Origin of the sequence: Mesorhizobium sp. M0048 (assembly GCF_040323405.1) — a bacterium.
GTDB lineage: Bacteria > Pseudomonadota > Alphaproteobacteria > Rhizobiales > Rhizobiaceae > Mesorhizobium.
Window position 1 is genome coordinate 270,591 of the sequence record NZ_JAMYUV010000003.1, and the last position, 19,396, is coordinate 289,986.

The 19,396-nt window shown below is 62.4% G+C and carries 16 protein-coding genes and 1 pseudogene; 15 read left to right on the top strand and 2 right to left on the bottom strand.

Going from position 1 to position 19,396, the window contains the following annotated elements; genetic code table 11:
• Positions 1-9: 9 nt before the first annotated feature.
• Entirely contained in the window at positions 10-1,836 is a 1,827-nt protein-coding gene (locus tag NKJ84_RS05450; protein ID WP_352505648.1) for an ATP-binding protein, read from the bottom strand.
• 151 nt (positions 1,837-1,987) lie between these two features.
• Between NKJ84_RS05450 and NKJ84_RS05455 the strand changes: the two genes are divergently transcribed.
• The 12 genes and pseudogenes from NKJ84_RS05455 (at position 1,988) to NKJ84_RS05510 (ending at position 14,263) form a co-directional block, all read left to right on the top strand.
• Positions 1,988-2,554, top strand: a complete 567-nt coding sequence (locus NKJ84_RS05455) for a helix-turn-helix domain-containing protein (protein WP_352505649.1) — start codon at positions 1,988-1,990, stop codon at positions 2,552-2,554.
• Between the two features lies 1 nt (position 2,555).
• A complete protein-coding gene (locus NKJ84_RS05460; RefSeq protein ID WP_254818924.1) occupies positions 2,556-2,867 on the top strand; it encodes a hypothetical protein in 312 nt (103 codons plus the stop codon).
• Between the two features lie 22 nt (positions 2,868-2,889).
• The gene (locus NKJ84_RS05465; protein ID WP_352505650.1) at positions 2,890-3,414 is read left to right on the top strand and encodes a GNAT family N-acetyltransferase; all 525 of its coding nucleotides are present in this window, start codon (positions 2,890-2,892) and stop codon (positions 3,412-3,414) included.
• 291 nt (positions 3,415-3,705) lie between these two features.
• Positions 3,706-5,457, top strand: a complete 1,752-nt coding sequence (locus NKJ84_RS05470) for an acetolactate synthase 3 large subunit (RefSeq protein ID WP_352505651.1) — start codon at positions 3,706-3,708, stop codon at positions 5,455-5,457.
• Positions 5,458-5,523: 66 nt separating this feature from the next.
• A complete protein-coding gene (gene ilvN, locus NKJ84_RS05475; protein ID WP_023676680.1) occupies positions 5,524-6,096 on the top strand; it encodes an acetolactate synthase small subunit in 573 nt (190 codons plus the stop codon).
• Between the two features lie 61 nt (positions 6,097-6,157).
• A pseudogene (locus tag NKJ84_RS05480) lies at positions 6,158-6,753 on the top strand (LysE family translocator).
• A 168-nt stretch (positions 6,754-6,921) separates the two neighbouring features.
• Positions 6,922-8,169, top strand: a complete 1,248-nt coding sequence (locus NKJ84_RS05485; protein ID WP_352505652.1) for an efflux RND transporter periplasmic adaptor subunit — start codon at positions 6,922-6,924, stop codon at positions 8,167-8,169.
• Entirely contained in the window at positions 8,166-11,324 is a 3,159-nt protein-coding gene (locus NKJ84_RS05490) for an efflux RND transporter permease subunit (protein WP_352505653.1), read from the top strand. Before NKJ84_RS05485 ends, NKJ84_RS05490 begins: the two co-directional genes overlap by 4 nt.
• Before the next feature lie 56 nt (positions 11,325-11,380).
• Positions 11,381-11,986 carry a nitrile hydratase subunit alpha gene (nthA, locus tag NKJ84_RS05495; RefSeq protein ID WP_352505654.1) on the top strand — a complete coding sequence of 202 codons (606 nt, stop codon included), beginning with the start codon at positions 11,381-11,383 and terminating at the stop codon, positions 11,984-11,986.
• On the top strand, positions 11,983-12,642 hold the full coding sequence (gene nthB / locus NKJ84_RS05500; protein WP_352505655.1) for a nitrile hydratase subunit beta: 660 nt from the start codon (positions 11,983-11,985) through the stop codon (positions 12,640-12,642). The genes nthA and nthB overlap by 4 nt, the downstream gene beginning before the upstream one ends.
• A 19-nt stretch (positions 12,643-12,661) precedes the next feature.
• Positions 12,662-12,994, top strand: coding sequence for a nitrile hydratase accessory protein (locus tag NKJ84_RS05505; RefSeq protein ID WP_352505674.1), 333 nt, complete (start codon positions 12,662-12,664; stop codon positions 12,992-12,994).
• A 141-nt stretch (positions 12,995-13,135) separates the two neighbouring features.
• Positions 13,136-14,263, top strand: coding sequence for an ATP-dependent DNA helicase (locus NKJ84_RS05510; RefSeq protein WP_023720791.1), 1,128 nt, complete (start codon positions 13,136-13,138; stop codon positions 14,261-14,263).
• Between the two features lie 6 nt (positions 14,264-14,269).
• On the opposite strand, the gene NKJ84_RS05515 is transcribed toward NKJ84_RS05510, so the two are convergent.
• The gene (locus tag NKJ84_RS05515) at positions 14,270-14,674 is read right to left on the bottom strand and encodes a SpoIIAA family protein (protein ID WP_352505656.1); all 405 of its coding nucleotides are present in this window, start codon (positions 14,672-14,674) and stop codon (positions 14,270-14,272) included.
• Between the two features lie 115 nt (positions 14,675-14,789).
• Here NKJ84_RS05515 and NKJ84_RS05520 point away from each other — a divergent pair, with 115 nt between their 5' ends.
• The 3 genes from NKJ84_RS05520 to NKJ84_RS05530 all read left to right on the top strand — a co-directional run.
• The gene (locus tag NKJ84_RS05520; RefSeq protein ID WP_352505657.1) at positions 14,790-15,530 is read left to right on the top strand and encodes a pyridoxine 5'-phosphate synthase; all 741 of its coding nucleotides are present in this window, start codon (positions 14,790-14,792) and stop codon (positions 15,528-15,530) included.
• Positions 15,531-15,626: 96 nt separating this feature from the next.
• Positions 15,627-17,540: a potassium transporter Kup gene (locus NKJ84_RS05525; RefSeq protein WP_352505658.1), complete on the top strand. Its 1,914-nt coding sequence runs from the start codon at positions 15,627-15,629 to the stop codon at positions 17,538-17,540.
• 157 nt (positions 17,541-17,697) lie between these two features.
• Positions 17,698-19,396, top strand: a 1,699-nt coding sequence (locus NKJ84_RS05530; RefSeq protein ID WP_352505659.1) for a potassium transporter Kup, incomplete at its 3' end; no start/stop codon positions are given.

The window sequence follows — 19,396 nt, forward strand, 5'->3', positions numbered from 1 at the left end:
TCGGCTCGATCATTCTGGCGGACGCAGCCCGAAGGTCGCCGGCTTGAGGCCGTATCGCAAGTCGAAATCGTCGTTCCGCTGGGTGCGTGCGGCCGACGGCTTGCGATAGTCCGAATCGCCGGCCTGCCGGCCCGGATCGACGACTTCCGCGAAAGGCATTGCCTGCTGTGATTTCGGCATGTTGCGCAGCCGTTCGACGATCGCCACTAGGTCGACCTCGTCGCCGGTTTCGGACGGCAAGGCATTCTCGCGTTTGGCGGTGCCTGGGATCAAATCCTCGGAGAGTTTTTCGAACTTCATCCGCATCGTCGTCGCCACGCCTTCTCCGAAGGCGATGGCCTCGCGCTGGCCCATGGAAGACAGGAACGCCAGCGTCGAGGCCGAGGAATCGGCGATCGCCGAGCGGATGATCGCCTGGTCCTGCTCGTTGGCGAGCCGCATGGCAAAGAACGTCGAGCACTGCGACAGGATGGTCGGTTCGAGTTCGCCCGGGCGCTGGGTGACGACGCCCAGATAACAGCCATATTTGCGGCCTTCCTTGGCGATGCGCGACAGCGCGTGCCGCGTCGGCGCGAAACCGAGGCGCGGATCGGCCGGCATGTAGCGATGCGCTTCCTCGCACAGGAAGAGCAGCCGCAAGCGGCCTTCGCTCCACAATGCCAGGTCGAAGGCCAGCCGCGCCAGCACCGAGCAAACGGAATTGACCACCTCGGACGGCATGCCGGCCATTTCGAAGCAGGTTACCGGGCGGCCGTGATGCGGCACGCGGAAAATGTTGCCGATCGTCTCGTGGATGGTGTCCTCGATCAGGCGCGAGTTGAACATGAAACGGTAGCGCGGATCGGATGCCGCCGATTCGATACGTGCCTTCAGTGACCTGAGGGTCGGGCGATCGTTCTTGCTTTCCAGCAATCCCATGCGCTCGTCGACCAGCTTGATGAGGTCGGCAATGCGATAGGGCACCGGCGCGTCGGCGGTCAGCGCGTCGGTGCTGCGCCGTAGGTAGTTGCCGGAGTTCGGATTGCGGTAGAGGTTCTTGGCCGCGGGGATGAGATCGCGCAAGGCGTCGACCTCTTCCGGGACCGTCTCGCGGCCGCGAAACAGCACCTCGGCAAATTCCTCGAGCTTGAACATCCAGAAGGGCAGGTCGAGCGTCGTCGAATCGACCCTGACGCAATGTTCGGGCAACGATGCGGCGAACTCATTGTGTGGATCGAGGATGAGCACGCGCAGATCGGGCCGGGCGGCGATCGACTTGCGCAAGAGCAGCGACACGGCGGTCGATTTGCCAACTCCAGTGGTGCCGACAATGGCGAAATGGCGCGCCAGCGTATCATCGATGGCGATATTGGCGTCGATGGCCTCGTCCTGCGACAGCGTGCCGATGGTGATCGAATGACGACCGGCGAGATCGTAGACGGCCTGCAGGTCGCGGCTGCGGATACGATGGGCAATGGCGCCGATATGCGGGTAGGTTGTGATGCCACGGTCGAAGATCGGCTTCGCGCCGGGTTCGGCACCGTCGCGCACCTCGCCGATCAATTCGATGCTGACCTCGATCGGATTCTGGCCCTCGCTGCTCCAGGCACGATCCGACTTGCCGATTTCATAGACAAGGCCGACGGTTCGTGATGTGCCGAGATTGATCGAGATCATCTTGCCGACGCTCCACAGGCCGGTGACCGTGCCTTCGATGTCGTCGGCATAGGCGCTGATGGTGGCGCGCGCGCCGTCGCATTGCACGACATTGCCCAGAATGCGCTTGTCGTTCTGCTCCGCCCTGCGGCGCTCCAACAAAGTCGGTTCCCCAATGGAGGCTTCGCGTTCAACGAGCATGGACAGGCCGGTCCCCTTTTCCCAAGCGATGAGCCTAGGCGAACGGGGTTAAGGTGGGATGAGGCCGGATGGTTTAGCGGACATTAAGGAGTTTGCGAAAACTGGACGAAACGGTTGTTGCCTCGCAGAAAAATTTCGATATATTGGATTAATGGATGATATAGCGAACGATTTATCCTCGACTATCGGCAGAAGGATACACACCGAAAGGGTGGCTCGCAGCTGGTCCCTGGCTGAATTGGCGGAGCGGTCCGATGTCTCGAAAGCCATGCTGAGCACGATCGAGCGCGGCATGACCAGCCCGACGGCGGCACTCCTCGTGCGCATTGCGGCCGCCTTCGGCATGACGCTGTCCACATTGATCGCAAGGGCGGAATTGCAGGGCGGTGGCCTGCTTCGCGAAGGTGACCAGCCGCTGTGGCGCGATCCGGCTACGGGTTATGTGCGGCGGCATCTTTCGCCGGTCTCCGACATGCCGCTCGAACTGATCCGGGTCCAGTTGCCGGCCGGCGCCAAGGTAAGTTTCCCGGCGGCGTCCTATGCCTTCATCAGGCAACAGATATGGCTGATCTCCGGGCGCCTCGAATTCACCGAGGGCGGCATCGTTCACAAGCTCGAAACCGGCGACTGCCTGGCGCTCGGCGCGCCATCAGATTGCGTCTTCCACGCTCCGGGGCCGGACGCCGCCGACTATCTGGTTGCGTTGGCCAGGCGCTGAGGTGAAGGCACGCCGTCCGAAACGCTCCGACAATGGTGGGCCGCCGCTCGACGACTATGACGGTCCGCCCTGGGGCAAGGGCGATCCCTATGTCTTTCTTGCCTGGCGGACCGCCCATGCCCAGGCATGGAAAGCGCCGAGCCGCGAGATCATGCTGATGCGGCTGGACAAGGCCGAGCGGCTGGGCCTGACCTATGAGGAATACACGCTCGAACTGCTGGAACGCGGGCGACATCTGCAAGAGGAAGACGCCGATCGCATCGCGGAAATCCGCCGGGCCAGGAAGCGGAAGCGGACCAGTCATTTCGACTGACGGGCGGCGAAGGAGAAACCACATGAGTTCGATCGAAATCAGGCCACTCAGCAATACTGACGGAACGCAAAAAATGCTGGCGGATCTGCTGATCGGGACAGTCGCTGCCGGCGGCTCGGTCAGCTTCATGCATCCGCTAGCGCCGGAGATGGCCGCGGCCTTCTGGAGCAAGTCGCTTCAGGCGGCCGCCAAAGGCGAAAGGGCGGTGCTTGGGGCTTGGAACGGCGAGGCTCTGGTCGGTACAGTCACCTTGCTGCTCGACTGCCCTCCCAACCAGCCGCACCGGGCCGAGATCGCCAAGCTGATGACCCGCCTCGATTGCCGCGGCAAGGGCATAGCAACCCGCCTTATGGAGGCGGCGGAAGTCGTTGCCGTGGAGAAAGGCCGCACGCTGTTGGTCCTCGACACGGCAAAAGAGGAGGGGGCTTCCGGCCTCTATGAAAAGCTCGGCTTCACGCTGGCCGGCGAAATACCGGATTATGCGCTGAAGCCGCATGGCGGGCTCACAGCCACCCTCATCTACTGGAAACGCATTGGTTCAGCCTGATCCGGCCCGTGCACATTCGCCGTTGACAGCGGCGTCAAACCAATTCTATTGTCCGCCACCATGAAAAAGGCACTCATTCTCGTAGGTAAGCGCGTGGGCGAGGCGGTGTAACCGCCGGGCGATGACCTCCCATGCGCAAGACACAGGCTCCCTCGGGGGCCTTTTTTATTGCCCGAAACACGACTAAACGACGAGCAATCGCCTGATGGCGAACAGTACGGGACCAGACCGATGAGCAGTGGACAGAATGAGCGGCGCGACATGCCAAGAACTGAAATGCCAAGAACTGAAATGACTGGCGCCGAAATGGTGGTGCAGGCGCTGAAGGACAATGGCGTCAAGCATGTTTTCGGCTATCCGGGCGGCGCGGTTCTGCCAATCTACGATGAAATCTTCCAGCAGGACGAGGTCGAGCACATCCTCGTCCGCCACGAGCAGGGCGCGGGCCATGCGGCGGAAGGCTATGCGCGCTCGACCGGCAAGGCCGGCGTGATGCTGGTGACCTCAGGGCCGGGCGCCACCAACGCGGTGACGCCATTGCAGGACGCGCTGATGGACTCGATCCCGCTGGTCTGCCTGACAGGCCAGGTGCCGACTTCGCTGATCGGCTCGGATGCGTTCCAGGAGTGCGACACGGTCGGCATCACGCGACCCTGCACCAAGCACAACTGGCTGGTGAAGGACGTCAACGAGCTCGCGGCAACGATCCACGAGGCCTTCCATGTGGCAACGACAGGGCGCCCCGGTCCGGTCGTCGTCGACATTCCGAAGGACGTTCAGTTCGCCAAGGGTATCTATGTCCCGCCGCAGACGGCGCCGCGCACCAGCTACCAGCCGAAGGTCCAGGGCGACCTGGAAAAGATCAAGGCGGCGGTCGAGCTGATGGCCGGCGCCAGGAAGCCGATCATCTATTCGGGCGGCGGCGTCATCAATTCCGGCCCGGAGGCGAGCCATCTGCTGCGCGAGCTGGTCGACCTGACCGGCTTTCCCATCACCTCGACGCTGATGGGCCTCGGCGCCTATCCGGCGTCGGGCAAGACCTGGATGGGCATGCTCGGCATGCACGGCACGTATGAGGCGAACATGGCGATGCACGATTGCGACGTCATGCTCTGCATCGGCGCGCGCTTCGACGACCGCATCACCGGGCGGCTGACGGCGTTTTCGCCGAATTCGAAGAAGATCCACATCGACATCGACCCGTCGTCGATCAACAAGAACGTCCACACCGACGTGCCGATCATCGGCGATGTCGGGCGTGTGCTGGAGGATCTGGTGCGGCTGTGGCGGGCAACCGCCAAGGCCGACAAGAAAGCGCTTCACCCGTGGTGGGAGCAGATTGCCAAATGGCGCGCCCGCGATTCGCTCGCCTACAAGATGAACCACGAGGTGATCATGCCGCAATATGCCGTCCAGCGGCTCTATGCGCTGACCAAGGACCTCGACACCTACATCACCACCGAGGTCGGCCAGCATCAGATGTGGGCGGCGCAGCACTATCATTTCGAGAAGCCGAACCGCTGGATGACCTCTGGCGGACTGGGCACGATGGGCTACGGCCTGCCGGCCGCGCTCGGCGTGCAGATCGCGCACCCGGATGCGCTGGTCATCGATATCGCCGGCGACGCTTCGGTGCAGATGACGATGCAGGAGATGAGCGCCGCGGTGCAGCACGAGGCGCCGATCAAGATCTTCATCCTCAACAACCAATATATGGGCATGGTGCGGCAATGGCAGCAGCTGCTGCACGGCAACCGGCTGTCGCACTCCTACACCGAGGCGATGCCGGATTTCGTCAAGCTCGCCGAAGCCTATGGCGGCCACGGCATTCGCTGCGACAAGCCGGACGAGCTCGACGACGCCATCAAGGAGATGATAGCGGTCAAGAAGCCCGTCCTGTTCGACTGCCGCGTGGCGACGCTCGCCAACTGCTTCCCGATGATCCCGTCCGGCAAGGCGCATAACGAGATGCTGTTGCCTGACGAGGCGACCGACGAAGCTGTGGCCAACGCGATCGACGCCAAGGGCAGGGAACTGGTGTAGCCTGGTTCGAGGAAGCTGTGCGGAAACAGCAGATTAGCGCAAAAGTTTTAAATCGAGATTCATGTCATGAACGCACAGTTGCAACCGACCGGCTCGGCCTATTTCATCGCCAAGGAGACGGAAAAACCAGAGAACCACACGCTTTCGGTCCTGGTCGACAATGAGCCGGGCGTGCTTGCCCGGGTCATCGGCCTGTTTTCCGGGCGTGGCTACAACATCGAGAGCCTGACGGTCTCGGAAACCGAGCACGAAAAGCATCTGTCGCGCATCACCATCGTGACGCGCGGCACCCCGCATGTGCTGGAGCAGATCAAGCACCAGCTCGAGCGCATCGTGCCGGTGCACCGCGTCGTCGATCTCACCGTGCGGTCGCAGGAATTTGGACAGGAGCGGCCACTGGAGCGGGAGCTCGCGCTGGTCAAGGTCGCCGGCACCGGCGAAGCCCGCGTCGAGGCGCTCCGGCTTGCCGATGCATTCCGCGCCAGCGTCATCGATGCCAACACCGAGCATTTCATCTTCGAGATCACCGGCAAGGGCTCCAAGCTCGATCAGTTCATCGCCATCATGAAACCGCTCGGCTTAGTCGAGATCTGCCGTACCGGGGTGGCGGCGATGAACCGCGGCCCGCAAGGGATGTAGTCATCCAGCTTGGCTCTATCTCGTCGCTTTGCCACCGATCGCATTGATTTAGGGAAACGGCATGACCTTCGATGCATTTTTCGCCTTGCTGGTTTATGCCTTCGTGACCTCGGTCACGCCGGGTCCGAACAATTCATGCTTCTGGCCTCGGGTGTGAATTTCGGCTTGGTCAAGACCGTGCCACACATGCTCGGCATCGGCTTCGGCTTCCTCGTGCTGTTGCTTGCCGTAGGCTTCGGGCTTGGCGCCGTGTTGACGGCCTTTCCGGTGCTGCATACCGGGTTGAAGATCGCCGGCGGCCTTTGCCTGCTTTATCTCGCCTGGAAGATCGCCATGTCGCGCTCGCTCGGCGGCGAAGGCGAGGCGAAGGGCCAGCCGATGCGCTTCATCGAGGCTGCGGCTTTCCAGTGGGTCAATCCCAAGGCCTGGGTGATGGCGATTACGGCCATGGCCGTCTATACGAACCCGGAACGCCCGTTTGTGTCCGTGGTGCTGATCGCGGCTGCGTTCGCCGTCGTCATGCTGCCGAGCATTTCGACCTGGGCCGGTTTCGGCATGGCGCTGCGCGGTTTTCTGGCAGATGCGGTGCGGCTCAAATGGTTCAACATCGCCATGGGCATGATGCTGGCGGCGACGCTGTGGCCGATGCTGCGTTAGCTGCCGTTTTATTGTGCACTGCACATTAAATCTTCGTAATGACGGGTTTTGGCCCTTTTTCGCCTTCGGCATCCTCTATTATCTGGCAAAAGCGCGGCAATCGGCTGCGAGTTGAGCTAGACTACGGCCACCGGATAGCGGCGTGTCGGATCGAGAGGCCTTTTGTCGATGCGCGGAACGATCGTATTTGCGGTGATCGCTGCAGCCTGCGTTGCCGCGGCGTGGCTCTATCTTTCGCCCAGCGCAATGAGCGATCTTCAGCATCTGCTGTCGGCGAAGCAGACGGCGGCGGCGGACAAACCCGCTGCAGCGGCAAGTGCCGCGCATTCGACTTCGGTGGTTGCCGCCACCGCCTCGACGGCCGATTTTCCGGTCCGGCGCTATGCCATCGGCTTCGTGTCCTCTCCTGCCGTAGTCAGCATCAACGCACGGGTCTCGAGCCAGATCGTCGCAATCGCGGTCAAGGACGGACAGATGGTGAAGGCAGGCGACCTTCTGTTCTCGCTGGACGATCGCTCGTTGAAGGCGCAATTGGCACGTGATCAGGCGACGCTCGCAAAAGATCAGGCGCTGCTTGCCAGCGCCACGGCCGATCTTCAGCGGGCCAAAAATCTTGTCGCCAGGCAGGCCGGCACACAGCAGACCTACGATCAGGCTGTCGCGGCGCAGAAATCCGCAGCGGCCACCGTCGACGCCGACAAGGCAACGATCGATGCGGACCAAATCCAGCTTGGCTTCGCCACGATCAGGGCGCCGATCTCCGGCAGGCTTGGCGCGGTCAGCGTCGCCGTCGGTGATCTCGTCACCACCAGCAACGGCAGCAGCACGTCGACCCCGCTGGTGACGATCACGCAGGTCGACCCGTTGCAGGTGAATTTCAATCTCCCCGAAAGCGATCTTGCGTTACTGCACAAAGCGCTGGCCGCGCCGCAGCAAGGCGCGGTGACGCTGACCAAGGATGGCGACCCGAAGCCGATCGGCAGGGGAACGCTGGATTTCGTCGATTCCTCCGTCGATACCGCGTCCGGCACGATCGCAACGCGGGCCAGCGTGCCCAACGCCGATCTTTCGCTGTGGCCGGGCCAATATGTCAATGTCGTGCTCGATGCCGGCATCATGCCGCAAATGACGTCGGTTCCGACGGTCGCCGTCCAGCCCAGCCAGAAGGGACCGTTCGTCTATGTGATCAAGCCGGACAACACCGTTGAAATGCGGCCGGTGCAGGTCACGCTGACAGAAGGCGCCAACACCGCGATCAGCCAAGGATTGAAAAGCGGCGAGCGTGTCGTCGTCGAAGGCCAGACCAAGCTGAAGAACGGTGCGGCGGTGCGCGAAGGCAAGGCTTCGACCGGCACCGGCGACCAGGCGGCTCCGAAGGTCGCCGAGGCTGACCGGACGGGCGGAACACAGCCATGATTTCCGAATTCTGCATCCGCAGGCCCGTCGCAACGCTGCTCATGTCGTTCGCTCTGGTTCTGGGCGGGCTATTTGCTTACAAATTCCTGCCGGTGGCGGCACTGCCAAGCGCGGAATTTCCGGTGGTCAACGTCTCGGCCTCGCTGCCCGGGGCCTCGCCGGAAACCATGGCGACCTCGGTGGCAACGCCGCTGATCAAGCAGTTTGCCACCATCGCCGGCATCGATTCGATTTCGACGACCAACTCGCTCGGTTCGACCTCGATCGCCATTCAGTTCGTGCTCAACCGCGACATAGACGACGCCGCCGCCGACGTGCAGGCGGCGATCGCACGCACGCAACGACAATTGCCGCCGGAGATGACCAGCCCGCCGAGCTATCGCAAGGTCAATCCAGCCGACGCGCCGATCCTGCTGATGTCGCTGGTCAGCGACACCATTCCGCTGACCGATCTCGATGCCTTTGCCGAGAATGTGATTTCGCCATCGCTGTCGACAATCGATGGCGTTGCGCAGGTTTCGATCTACGGCCAGCAAAAATATGCCGTACGCGTCCAGATCGATCCGACGGCGCTCGCCGCGCGCGGCATCTCGATCGACCAGCTGCAGACGGCCATTGCCTCGGCCAACAGCAACACGCCGCTCGGCGTGCTCAAGAACAACAAACAGCAACTGACGATCACCGCGAACACGCAGCTGACCAACGCGGCGGGATTCTCCAACATCATCATCGCAACCAAGAACGGACATCCGGTGCGGCTCGGCGAGGTGACCCGCGTCATCGATTCGGTCGAGACCACAACGACGGCAAGCTGGTACGACGGCACCCGCGCCATCATCATGGCGGTGCAGCGTCAGCCGGATGCCAATACCGTCGACGTCGTCGACCGCGTCAAGGCGATGCTGCCTTCCTTCGAGGGTCAGATGCCGGCGGCGGCGAGCATCCAGTTGCTCAACGACCGCTCGACGTCGATCCGCGAGGCGGTGGACGACGTGCAGTTCACGCTGCTGCTCACCATCGCGCTGGTAGTGATGGTGATCTTCCTGTTCCTGCGCCGGGTGACGGCGACGGTGATCCCCGCCGTGGCGGTGCCGATCTCGCTCATCGCCACGCTGGGCGTGATGTACCTGTTCGGCTTTTCCATCGACAACGTCTCATTGATGGGGCTGACGCTGGCGGTCGGCCTTGTCGTCGACGATGCCATCGTCATGCTGGAAAATATTTTCCGCCATATGGAGGAGGACGGGCTCTCGGCCCTCGAGGCGTCGCTCAAGGGCGCGCGCGAGATCGGCTTCACCATCATCTCGATCTCGATCTCGCTGGTCGCCGTGTTCATTCCAGTGCTTTTGATGGGCGGCGTGATCGGGCGCATCTTCAACGAATTCGCGGTGGTGGTGACGGTCGCCATCCTGGCGTCGATGTTCGTCTCGCTGACGCTGACGCCGATGCTGTGCTCGCGGCTGCTGTCATTATCGAAAGCCGAGCAGAAAGCAGCGCATGGCGGGGACCACAGACAAAACGTCTTCATACGGGGCTATGACAGGCTGCTGACATTCTGCCTGCGCCACAATTTCCTTGTCTTCCTTGTCTTCCTCGTGACCGCCGGGCTGTCGGTGTGGCTGATCCAGATCTCGCCGAAGGGCTTTTTCCCGCAGGAGGATATCGGCCAGGTCTCAGTAACGACCATTGCGCGCCAGGATATTTCGTTTGACGCCATGGTGAAGCTGCAGGGGCAAGTGGCGGATGTCTTCACCCATTCGCCCTACGTCGCGCATGTCGGCTGGTCGGCGGGCAGTGGAAGCAATGCGCTCAACCAGGGCCAGCTGTTTGTGCAGCTGAAAGACAAGGACCAGCGACCGAACATCGACAAGGTGCTTTCGGATCTGCGGCGCCAACTTGCCAACGTGCCCGGCATCGAAACCTACATGCAGCCGGTGCAGAACCTGCGGCTCGGCGCGCGTTCTTCGGCGAGTGCCTACCAGCTTGCCGTGCAGGGCCTCGATACCCGCCTGACGAACGTCTGGGCGCAGAAGCTGACGGACGCGATGGCTGCCGATCATGCTGCCTTCACCGACGTCACCAATGACCTGCAGAACAACGCACTGCAGGCGACGCTGGTGATCGACCGCGACAAGGCGGCGACGCTCGGCGTCGATACCGACACGCTGCGTTCCAGCCTTTATGGCGGTTTCGGCACCCAGCAGGTGTCGACCATCTTCGGCTCGGCCGACAGCTATGACGTGATCATGGAACTCGACCCGAAGATCGAGTGGTCGCCCGAGCGGATGCTGGCCATCAAGGTGAGAACGGCGAGCGGCAGCCTGGTGCCGCTCGGCGCGTTCGCCCGCGTCGATCGGACCGCCGGTGCGCTGACCGTCAACCAGCTCGGCCAGCTTCCGGCTGTGACCATCTCCTACAATCTGCCGCAGGGCGTAGCCCTCGGCGACAGCGTGAGCCACATCAATGCGCTGAAGGAAAAGATCGGCATGCCGCCGACGATCTCGACCACTTTCTCGGGCACGGCGAAGACCTTCCAGGATTCGCTTTCCAACCAGGGACTGCTGATCGGTGGCGCGATCCTCACCATCTATATCGTTCTCGGCATGCTCTATGAGAGCTTCATCCATCCGCTTACCATCCTGACCGGGCTTCCGTCGGCGGTGCTTGGCGCGCTGGTGGCACTGCGGCTGGCGGGGATGGACCTGTCGGTGATCGCGGTGATCGGCATCCTGATGCTGATCGGCATCGTCAAGAAGAACGGCATCATGATGATCGACGTGGCGCTCGAGCTTAGGCGCGAGGGGTTGTCGCCTGTCGAATCCATCCACAAGGCCTGCCTGATGCGCTTCCGACCGATCATGATGACCACGCTTGCCGCGCTGATGGGTACCATCCCGATCGCGCTCGGCACCGGCGCCAGTGCGGAACTGCGCCAGCCTCTCGGCGTGGCGGTGGTCGGCGGTCTCGTCGCCTCGCAGGCACTGACGCTGTTCGTCACGCCCGTCATCTACGTCTACATGGAGCATTTTTCCGGCTGGCTGGTCAGGCTGTGGGCGCGGCGCCGGGGCGAGCCGAGGCCGGTCGAAGCGGTCGACCAGCCGTCACTGTTCGACGAGGAGGAAGAACCAGTGCCGCAAAAGGCGGCAGCCGAATAGCGCTGGCCCAAGCCGTGGTGCTTGCGGCCGGGGGTCCGCGATCGTAATTTGACGCCATGCCGCATAATCACCACCATGACAACGAGCTTGATCCTTTTGCGGCGCGCGTGCGCGCGCTGGAGACGATTCTCACCCGCAAAGGCCTGATCGATCCGGCGGCGATCGATGTCATTGTCGACACCTACGAGACCAAGATCGGGCCGCGCAACGGCGCAAAGGTGGTGGCGAAAGCCTGGGTTGATCCCGCGTTTGCCGCATGGCTGAAGTGTGACGCGACGGCAGCAATCGAATCGCTCGGCTACACCGGCCGGCAAGGCGAGCACATGCAGGCGGTCTTCAACACGGCCGACACGCACAACCTCGTCGTCTGCACGCTATGCTCCTGCTATCCGTGGTCGGTGCTCGGCCTGCCGCCGGTCTGGTACAAGGCGCCGCCCTACCGTTCGCGCGCAGTGATCGATCCGCGCGGCGTGCTCGAGGAATTCGGGCTGATCTTGCCGGCGACGACAACAATCCGGGTGTGGGATTCGACCGCCGAGCTTCGCTATCTGGTGGTGCCTATGCAGCCAAGGGGCACCGAGGGCTGGGATGAGGCACGGCTCGCCGATCTTGTGACGCGCAATGCCATGATCGGCACCGCGTTGGCGCGGGAGCCGGCATGAACGGGCCGCAGGATCTCGGCGGCCAGATGGGTTTCGGGCCGGTCGCGCCAGAACCGGACGAACCCTATTTCCATACCGATTGGGAAAGGCGGGCGCTGGGCGTGACGTTGTGCGCCGGCGCCATGGGCGCTTGGAACATCGACGAGAGCCGGCACGCGCGGGAATCGCTGCATCCAGCGGATTATTATGCCTCCAGCTACTACCAGATATGGATCAAGGCGCTGGAGGTGCTGCTCAAACGCCATGGTTTCGTCGGCGACCGCGACCTGGCCACGGGCGACGCAGTCGACCCTGCAGCGACACCCAAACGGGTGCTGAAGGCTAAAGATGTTCCGGCGGTGCTGGCCAAGGGCGGGCCTTGCGACCGGCCGGTCGCTACGCCGGCGCGGTTCAAGGCGGGCGACACTGTGCGTACGAAGAATTTCCATCCGACGGGCCACACCAGGCTCCCGCGCTATGCACGCGGCAAGCAAGGTGTCGTCGAGGCTGTGCGCGGCGGCTTTGTTTTTCCCGACACAAACGCGCACGGCCAGGGTGAAAACCCGCAATGGGTCTATACGGTGGCCTTCACCGGCAGCGAAATCTGGGGCGAGGGCGCCGACCCGACACTTGTCGTTTCGATCGATGCGTGGGAGAACTACCTTGAGTCGGCGTGAGACGAGCTCAATCGCCGCTATGTCGCCAGCCGGTGTCGAGGCGCCTGTGTTTGCCGAGCCGTGGCAAGCAGAGGCCTTTGCCATGACGGTAGCACTGCACGATAACGGGTTGTTTTCGTGGAGCGAATGGGCGGATGCTTTGTCGGCAGAGGTGAAGCGGCCGGGCGCCGCGCGCGACGGTCGCGATTACTACGAGCACTGGCTGGCGGCGCTGGAAAAGCTGCTGTCGGCCAAAGGCATTGCCGGCAAGAAAGACGTGGACACCATTGCCGCTGCCTGGGAACGCGCCGCGCACGCAACGCCGCATGGCAAGCCGATCCTGCTGGAGAACGATCCACGGCGGGTTCGGTAAGCTGCGGTCGCCTGGTTTGTTCTCTTTACGTTCCTGTTCGTCACTGATAATCCTGTCGCAGCGGCGCAGTTGCCGGCGGTGAAATTTGATGGTGATGGCACTCGCCTTGTCTTTCCCTCGCGAATCCGGTCTGTCGCGCTGATGGAATTCTCTCCTCAACAGGACGAGGCGCTGAAGGCAGTGGCCGGCTGGCTGAAAGCCGGCAAGCCGCAGCTGTTCCGGCTGTTCGGCTATGCCGGCACCGGCAAGACGACGCTGGCGCGCTATTTCGCCGAGCATGTCGACGGCCAGGTGCAGTTCGCCGCGTTTACCGGAAAGGCGGCGCAGGTGCTGCGTTCCAAGGGCGCGGTCAATGCCCGTACCATCCATTCGCTGATCTACCGGCCGAAAGGCGAGGAATCGGTAGCGGACGAGGTGACCGGCAAAACCTCGATGTCGCCGACCTTTTCGCTTAACCGGCAAAGCCCGATCTCGCGGGCCAAGCTCGTCGTCATCGACGAATGCTCGATGGTCGACGAGCAGCTTGGCCGTGACCTGATGAGCTTCGGCACGCCGATCCTGGTGCTTGGCGATCCCGGCCAGTTGCCGCCGATCTCCGGCGGCGGCTTCTTCACCGACCACGAGCCGGACATTCTGCTCACCGAAATCCACCGCCAGGCGCGCGACAACCCGATCATCAGGCTGGCGCTCGACGTGCGCGAGGGCCGCGAGTTCATGCGCGGCGACTATGGCGCGGCGCAAGTGATCGGCAAGGAAGACGTCACCCAGGAACTGGTGCTGAAGGCGGACCAGGTGCTGGTCGGTACCAACCGCACGCGCCGCCGCTATAACCAGCGGCTGCGCGAGCTGAAGGGGTTCAACGCCGATTATCCGCAAGCCGGCGACAAGCTGGTCTGCCTTCGCAACGATCCGGCCAAGGGACTGCTCAACGGCTCGCTGTGGAAGGTGATGACCTCGTCGCGCGAGACGGTCAAGCCCGGCATCAATCTGCTGGTTTCGCCGGAGGAAGACGACCCGGATCGCGGCGTCGCCAAGATCAAGCTGCTCAAGGCGGCGTTCGAAGATCCGGACGCCGACATTCCCTGGCAGCAGAAGAAGCGTTTCGACGATTTCGACTATGGCTACGCGCTGACCGTGCACAAGGCGCAGGGGTCGCAGTGGAACGAGATCGTGCTTTTCGACGAAAGCTGGGCGTTCAAGGAAACCCGGCAGCGTTGGCTCTACACCGCCATCACGCGCGCGGCCGAACGGCTGACGATCGTCCGATAGGCCGCATCAGCGCTGGGCGATCGGGTTGGCGCCAAGCCATTCCCAAGCGGCGGCCTCGTCCTTGGCCTCGAAATGCCGGAGTTCGATAGGCACAGAGGCAGGCAGAAAGGCTCTTGCCTCGGCTATCCAGTTCGGCTCACCGACCGCGGCGCAGCGGCCGATATGCTCCACTGCATGAGCTATGCCCTGTTCGATCGTCTCGTCCGATACGTCGGTCCAGTCGACACCCTCATGATCGATCAGGCGCACCAGCACGTCGATTTTCGAGTGCAGCGCGTAGGCCGCTTCCAGCAATCCAAACAGGTTTTCGGCGCCGGCCGCTGCGACATGGCCGACGACATCGATGGCGAGGAGGTCTTCGCGATCGGTATCGATGCGGCGGATCGCGGGCACGGCATCGAGAAAATTCAACAGGCAACTCCTTGCGCTCGATTTTCTTAGTTCACCTTGGAACACCTGAAACCCTCTGTCTGTTCCCCTTAAAGGCGGTATAGATGCGCGCCGAGATCAGCCTGGAACCGTGCAAATGCCTGCAAAGCTTTCCGTCAACCTCAACGCCATCGCCATGCTGCGCAACCGGCGGGACCTGCCGTGGCCAAGCGTGACCGGGCTTGGACGCATTGCCCTTGCCGCCGGCGCGCATGGGCTGACGGTGCACCCGCGACCCGACGAGCGGCACACCAGGCATTCCGATCTGCCGCAGATCAGGGCGCTGATCGACGACGAGTTCCCGAATGCGGAATTCAACATCGAGGGCTATCCGACCGCGGAGTTCCTGGCGCTTGTGGAAAAGCATCAGCCCGAGCAGGTGACGCTGGTGCCCGACGACCCGGCGCAAGCGACTTCCGATCATGGCTGGAACTTCGCCGCCGAGGCTGCGTTCCTGACACCGGTTGTCAAGCGCCTGAAGAAGGGAGGCTTTCGCGTGTCGCTGTTTTCCGATCCTGACCCCGATGGCGTGAAAGCTGCTCGCGACACCGGCGCCGACCGGATCGAACTCTATACGGGTCCATACGGCAGCTATCATTCCGATTCGGCAAAAGCGGCGAAGGAATTGGAGAAATTGGGAAAGACGGCGGATGCCGCGCTGGCCGCAGGGCTCCATGTCAATGCCGGGCACGACCTTGTGGTGAGCAATTTGCCGGCACTGGCCAGGCGCATCCCGGCATTGGCCGAAGTGTCGATCGGGCATGGGTTGACAGCCGATGCGTTGGGGTATGGCATGGCTGGAACGGTCAGGCGGTTTCTGAAGGCTTGTGGCTGGTAGAGAGAGGCGAGCCGATAGCCCTGCGTTCCCGGCACGGCAGCGCGCCCTTTCCATCCCCGCAGCATAGAGCACCGAACGTCTATGGGAGTGTCGGCCATGGCCCTTGCCAACGCTGGTAGCGAGGCAGAACCCATCGAGCAATCCAGCCACTCCACCGTCGAGCAGCACAGCACCAAGGTGCTGATGCTGGGCGCGTTGGGCGTGGTTTACGGCGATATCGGCACCAGCCCAATTTACGCATTTCGGGAAGCACTGCACGCGTCGTCGGGACCAGTAGCGCGCAACGACGTCCTCGGTGTGCTGTCGCTTATCGTCTGGGCGCTGACGATCATCGTCACGATAAAATACGTCGCTTTCGTCCTCAGAGCCGACAACAAGGGCGAGGGCGGCACGCTGTCGCTGATGTCGCTTGCGCGTAGTGCTTATCCAAAGGGAGCCCCGTTCATTCTGGGGATCGGACTTTGCGGCGCGGCGCTTTTTTTCGGCGACGCGATAATAACGCCCGCCATCTCCGTGCTTTCGGCTGTCGAGGGCCTGGAAGTGATGGCTCCGACGCTCGAAACCTTTGTCGTTCCGATCACTCTTGTCATCCTGGCAATGCTCTTTGCCGTGCAACGGTTCGGCACCGGCAGGGTGGCGGCCGTGTTCGGGCCGGTGACGGCAGCGTGGTTCCTGGCAATCGGCGCCGCCGGGGTCTACCATCTGCTTGACGATCCGTCGGTCCTGCTGGCGGTCAATCCCTATTACGCGGTCGCTTATCTAGCCAATACGCCCACCGGCGCTTTCGTCACGGTCGGGGCGGTGTTCCTGGCGGTCACCGGGGCCGAAGCCCTCTATGTCGATCTCGGCCATTTCGGGCGCAGGCCGATCGTGCTGGCATGGTTTGCTGTCGTGTTTCCTTGTTTGCTCCTCAACTATTTCGGACAAGGCGCGTTCGTTCTTGCCAACGGCGGCAAACCCACCAATCCATTCTTCCAGATGCTGCCGGATTGGGCGCTAATGCCCATGGTTGGGCTGGCCACGGCAGCGACGGTGATTGCCAGTCAGGCGGTGATCTCCGGCGCTTTCTCACTGACGCGTCAGGCGGTGCAGCTCAATCTGCTGCCACGTATCGAGGTGCAGCATACTTCCGAGATGCAGTCCGGCCAGATCTACATGCCGCGGGTCAATCTGGTGGTCGCGCTGGGCGTGATGTTGCTGGTGGTCGGCTTTGGCAGTTCGAGTTCGCTAGCTTCCGCCTATGGCATTTCGGTGACTGGCGAAATGCTTATGACGACCATCCTGCTGTTCGTGGTGATGCGGTTCCGGTGGAAATGGCAGCTTGCACTGGCGGCCGCGCTCACACTGCTGTTCGGCACGATCGATACCGGATTTTTCCTCGCAAACGTCGTCAAGATCCTCGAAGGCGGGTGGGTGTCGATCACGGTTGCCTGCGGCATGGGGCTGATCATGTCCACATGGATCCGCGGCACCCGCTATTTGTTCGACAAGACCCGCCGGAACGAGATCCCGCTCGATTTCCTCGCCGGCAATCTGCTGAAGAAGAAGCCGCATCTGGTGTCGGGCACCGCGGTGTTCCTGACCAGCGATCCGCTGAGCGCGCCGACGGCACTGATGCACAGCCTCAAGCACTACAAGGTGCTGCACGAGCAGAACGTCATCCTTTCGGTGGTGACGGCGCCGCAACCGGTCGTGCCCGACAGCGAGCGGGTGAAGATGGAGACCGTCAACGAGCTGTTCATGCGGGTGACGCTGACCTTCGGCTACATGGAGCAGCCCAACATCCCGCGTGCGCTGGCGATCTGCCGCAAGCAGGGCTGGAAGTTCGACATCATGACGACCTCCTTCTTCCTGTCGCGGCGCTCGCTCAAGGCCTCGCCCAATTCCGGCATGCCGGTCTGGCAGGACAAGCTGTTCATCGGGCTGGCGCGCTCGGCGGCCGATGCAACGGAATATTTCCAGATCCCGACCGGACGCGTCGTCGAGATCGGGACGCAGGTGGCTATTTGAAACGTGTCCGTTGCGACATTCCAGGTAGTCTGCCGATGGGACTGAGTCTGCCAAGTCGTGGAGGACTCGCAATATCGGGACGGAGCCATTACGTGACGGCACTTGATATTGCAGCGCAGCAAGCGTAGAGCACCGCGCGCTTATCGGAGTGTCGTCCATGGCCCTTACCAATGCTGGTAACGAGGCAGAACCTGTCGAACAATCCAGCCATTCTGAGGTCGAGCAGCACAGCACCAAGGTGCTGATGCTGGGCGCGCTCGGCGTGGTTTACGGCGATATCGGCACCAGCCCGATCTATGCATTCCGAGAGGCGTTGCATGCATCAGCCGGTGGCAATGTCGCCAACCGTGGCGACATCCTGGGCGTACTCTCGCTGATCATCTGGTCGCTGACGATCACCGTCACCATCAAATACATCATGTTCGTGCTCCGTGCCGACAATCGAGGCGAAGGCGGGGTGCTGTCGCTGATGGCGCTGGCGCGCAACAGTTTTCCGACGCGCTCGGCGGTGATCCTCGGCATCGGCATCGTCGGCGCGGCGCTTTTTTTCGGCGACGCGGTCATTACGCCGGCGATCTCGGTGCTATCAGCGGTCGAAGGTATGAATGTCGTCACGCCGACATTTCAGCCCTATGTGGTGCCGCTGACACTGGCCATCCTGGCGATCCTGTTTGCGGTACAGCGGTTCGGCACCGGCGGCGTAGGATTGGTGTTCGGGCCAGTCACGGCGCTATGGTTCCTGGCCATCGGCCTTTCCGGCATTAACCACATCATCGCCGATCCGGAAATCCTGCTGGCGATCAGCCCGCATTACATCGTGTCGTTCCTGGTCAACTCGCCCGACGTGGCCTTCGTCACGGTTGGTGCGGTCTTCCTCGCCGTCACCGGCGCCGAGGCGCTCTATGCCGATCTCGGCCATTTCGGCCGCAAGCCGATCGTGCTCGCCTGGCTGGCAATCGTGTTCCCTTGTCTATTGCTCAACTATGTCGGGCAAGGCGCCTTCGTGCTGGCAAATGGCGGCGTTGTCGGCCATCCCTTCTTTGAGATGAACCAGGGCTGGACGCTTATTCCGATGGTCGTGCTGGCGACGGCGGCGACCGTCATCGCCAGCCAGGCGGTGATCTCCGGCGCTTTCTCGCTGACCAGGCAGGCGGTGCAGCTCAACATGCTGCCGCGTTTCGTCATCCAGCACACGTCGGAAAAACAGTCGGGCCAGATCTATCTGCCGCGCATCAACCTGATGCTGGCGCTGGTCGTGATGTTGCTGGTGGTCGGCTTCGGCGAATCCAGCCGCCTGGCCTCGGCCTACGGTATTTCGGTGACCGGCAACATGCTGGTGACGAATGTGCTGCTTTTTGTTGTGATGACGCGCATCTGGAAATGGCCGCTTGGCGTCGCGATCGCCTTGATGGCCGTGTTCGCCTTCGTCGATACCGGCTTCTTTGCCGCCAACATAGTCAAGGTGTTTGAAGGTGGCTGGGCATCGCTTGCCATCGCCGCAGTTATCGTGATGACTATGTGGACATGGATCCGCGGTAGCCGCTATTTGTTCGACAAGACCCGCCGGAACGAGATCCCGCTCGATTTCCTCGCCGGCAATCTGCTGAAGAAGAAGCCGCATCTGGTGTCGGGCACCGCGGTGTTCCTGACCAGCGATCCGCTGAGCGCGCCGACGGCACTGATGCACAGCCTCAAGCACTACAAGGTGCTGCATGAGCAGAACGTCATCCTTTCGGTTGTGACGGCGCCGCAGCCGGTCGTGCCCGACAGCGAGCGGGTGAAGATGGAGACCGTCAACGAGCTGTTCATGCGGGTGACGCTGACCTTCGGCTACATGGAGCAGCCCAACATCCCGC

Coding starts and splice junctions, on each gene's coding strand:
- NKJ84_RS05450 (WP_352505648.1), bottom strand. CDS start 1,836: ATGCTCGTTGAACGCGAAGCCTCCATTGGGGAACCGACTTTGTTGGAG.
- NKJ84_RS05455 (WP_352505649.1), top strand. CDS start 1,988: ATGGATGATATAGCGAACGATTTATCCTCGACTATCGGCAGAAGGATA.
- NKJ84_RS05465 (WP_352505650.1), top strand. CDS start 2,890: ATGAGTTCGATCGAAATCAGGCCACTCAGCAATACTGACGGAACGCAA.
- NKJ84_RS05470 (WP_352505651.1), top strand. CDS start 3,706: ATGACTGGCGCCGAAATGGTGGTGCAGGCGCTGAAGGACAATGGCGTC.
- ilvN (WP_023676680.1), top strand. CDS start 5,524: ATGAACGCACAGTTGCAACCGACCGGCTCGGCCTATTTCATCGCCAAG.
- NKJ84_RS05485 (WP_352505652.1), top strand. CDS start 6,922: ATGCGCGGAACGATCGTATTTGCGGTGATCGCTGCAGCCTGCGTTGCC.
- NKJ84_RS05490 (WP_352505653.1), top strand. CDS start 8,166: ATGATTTCCGAATTCTGCATCCGCAGGCCCGTCGCAACGCTGCTCATG.
- nthA (WP_352505654.1), top strand. CDS start 11,381: ATGCCGCATAATCACCACCATGACAACGAGCTTGATCCTTTTGCGGCG.
- nthB (WP_352505655.1), top strand. CDS start 11,983: ATGAACGGGCCGCAGGATCTCGGCGGCCAGATGGGTTTCGGGCCGGTC.
- NKJ84_RS05505 (WP_352505674.1), top strand. CDS start 12,662: ATGTCGCCAGCCGGTGTCGAGGCGCCTGTGTTTGCCGAGCCGTGGCAA.
- NKJ84_RS05510 (WP_023720791.1), top strand. CDS start 13,136: ATGGAATTCTCTCCTCAACAGGACGAGGCGCTGAAGGCAGTGGCCGGC.
- NKJ84_RS05520 (WP_352505657.1), top strand. CDS start 14,790: ATGCCTGCAAAGCTTTCCGTCAACCTCAACGCCATCGCCATGCTGCGC.
- NKJ84_RS05525 (WP_352505658.1), top strand. CDS start 15,627: ATGGCCCTTGCCAACGCTGGTAGCGAGGCAGAACCCATCGAGCAATCC.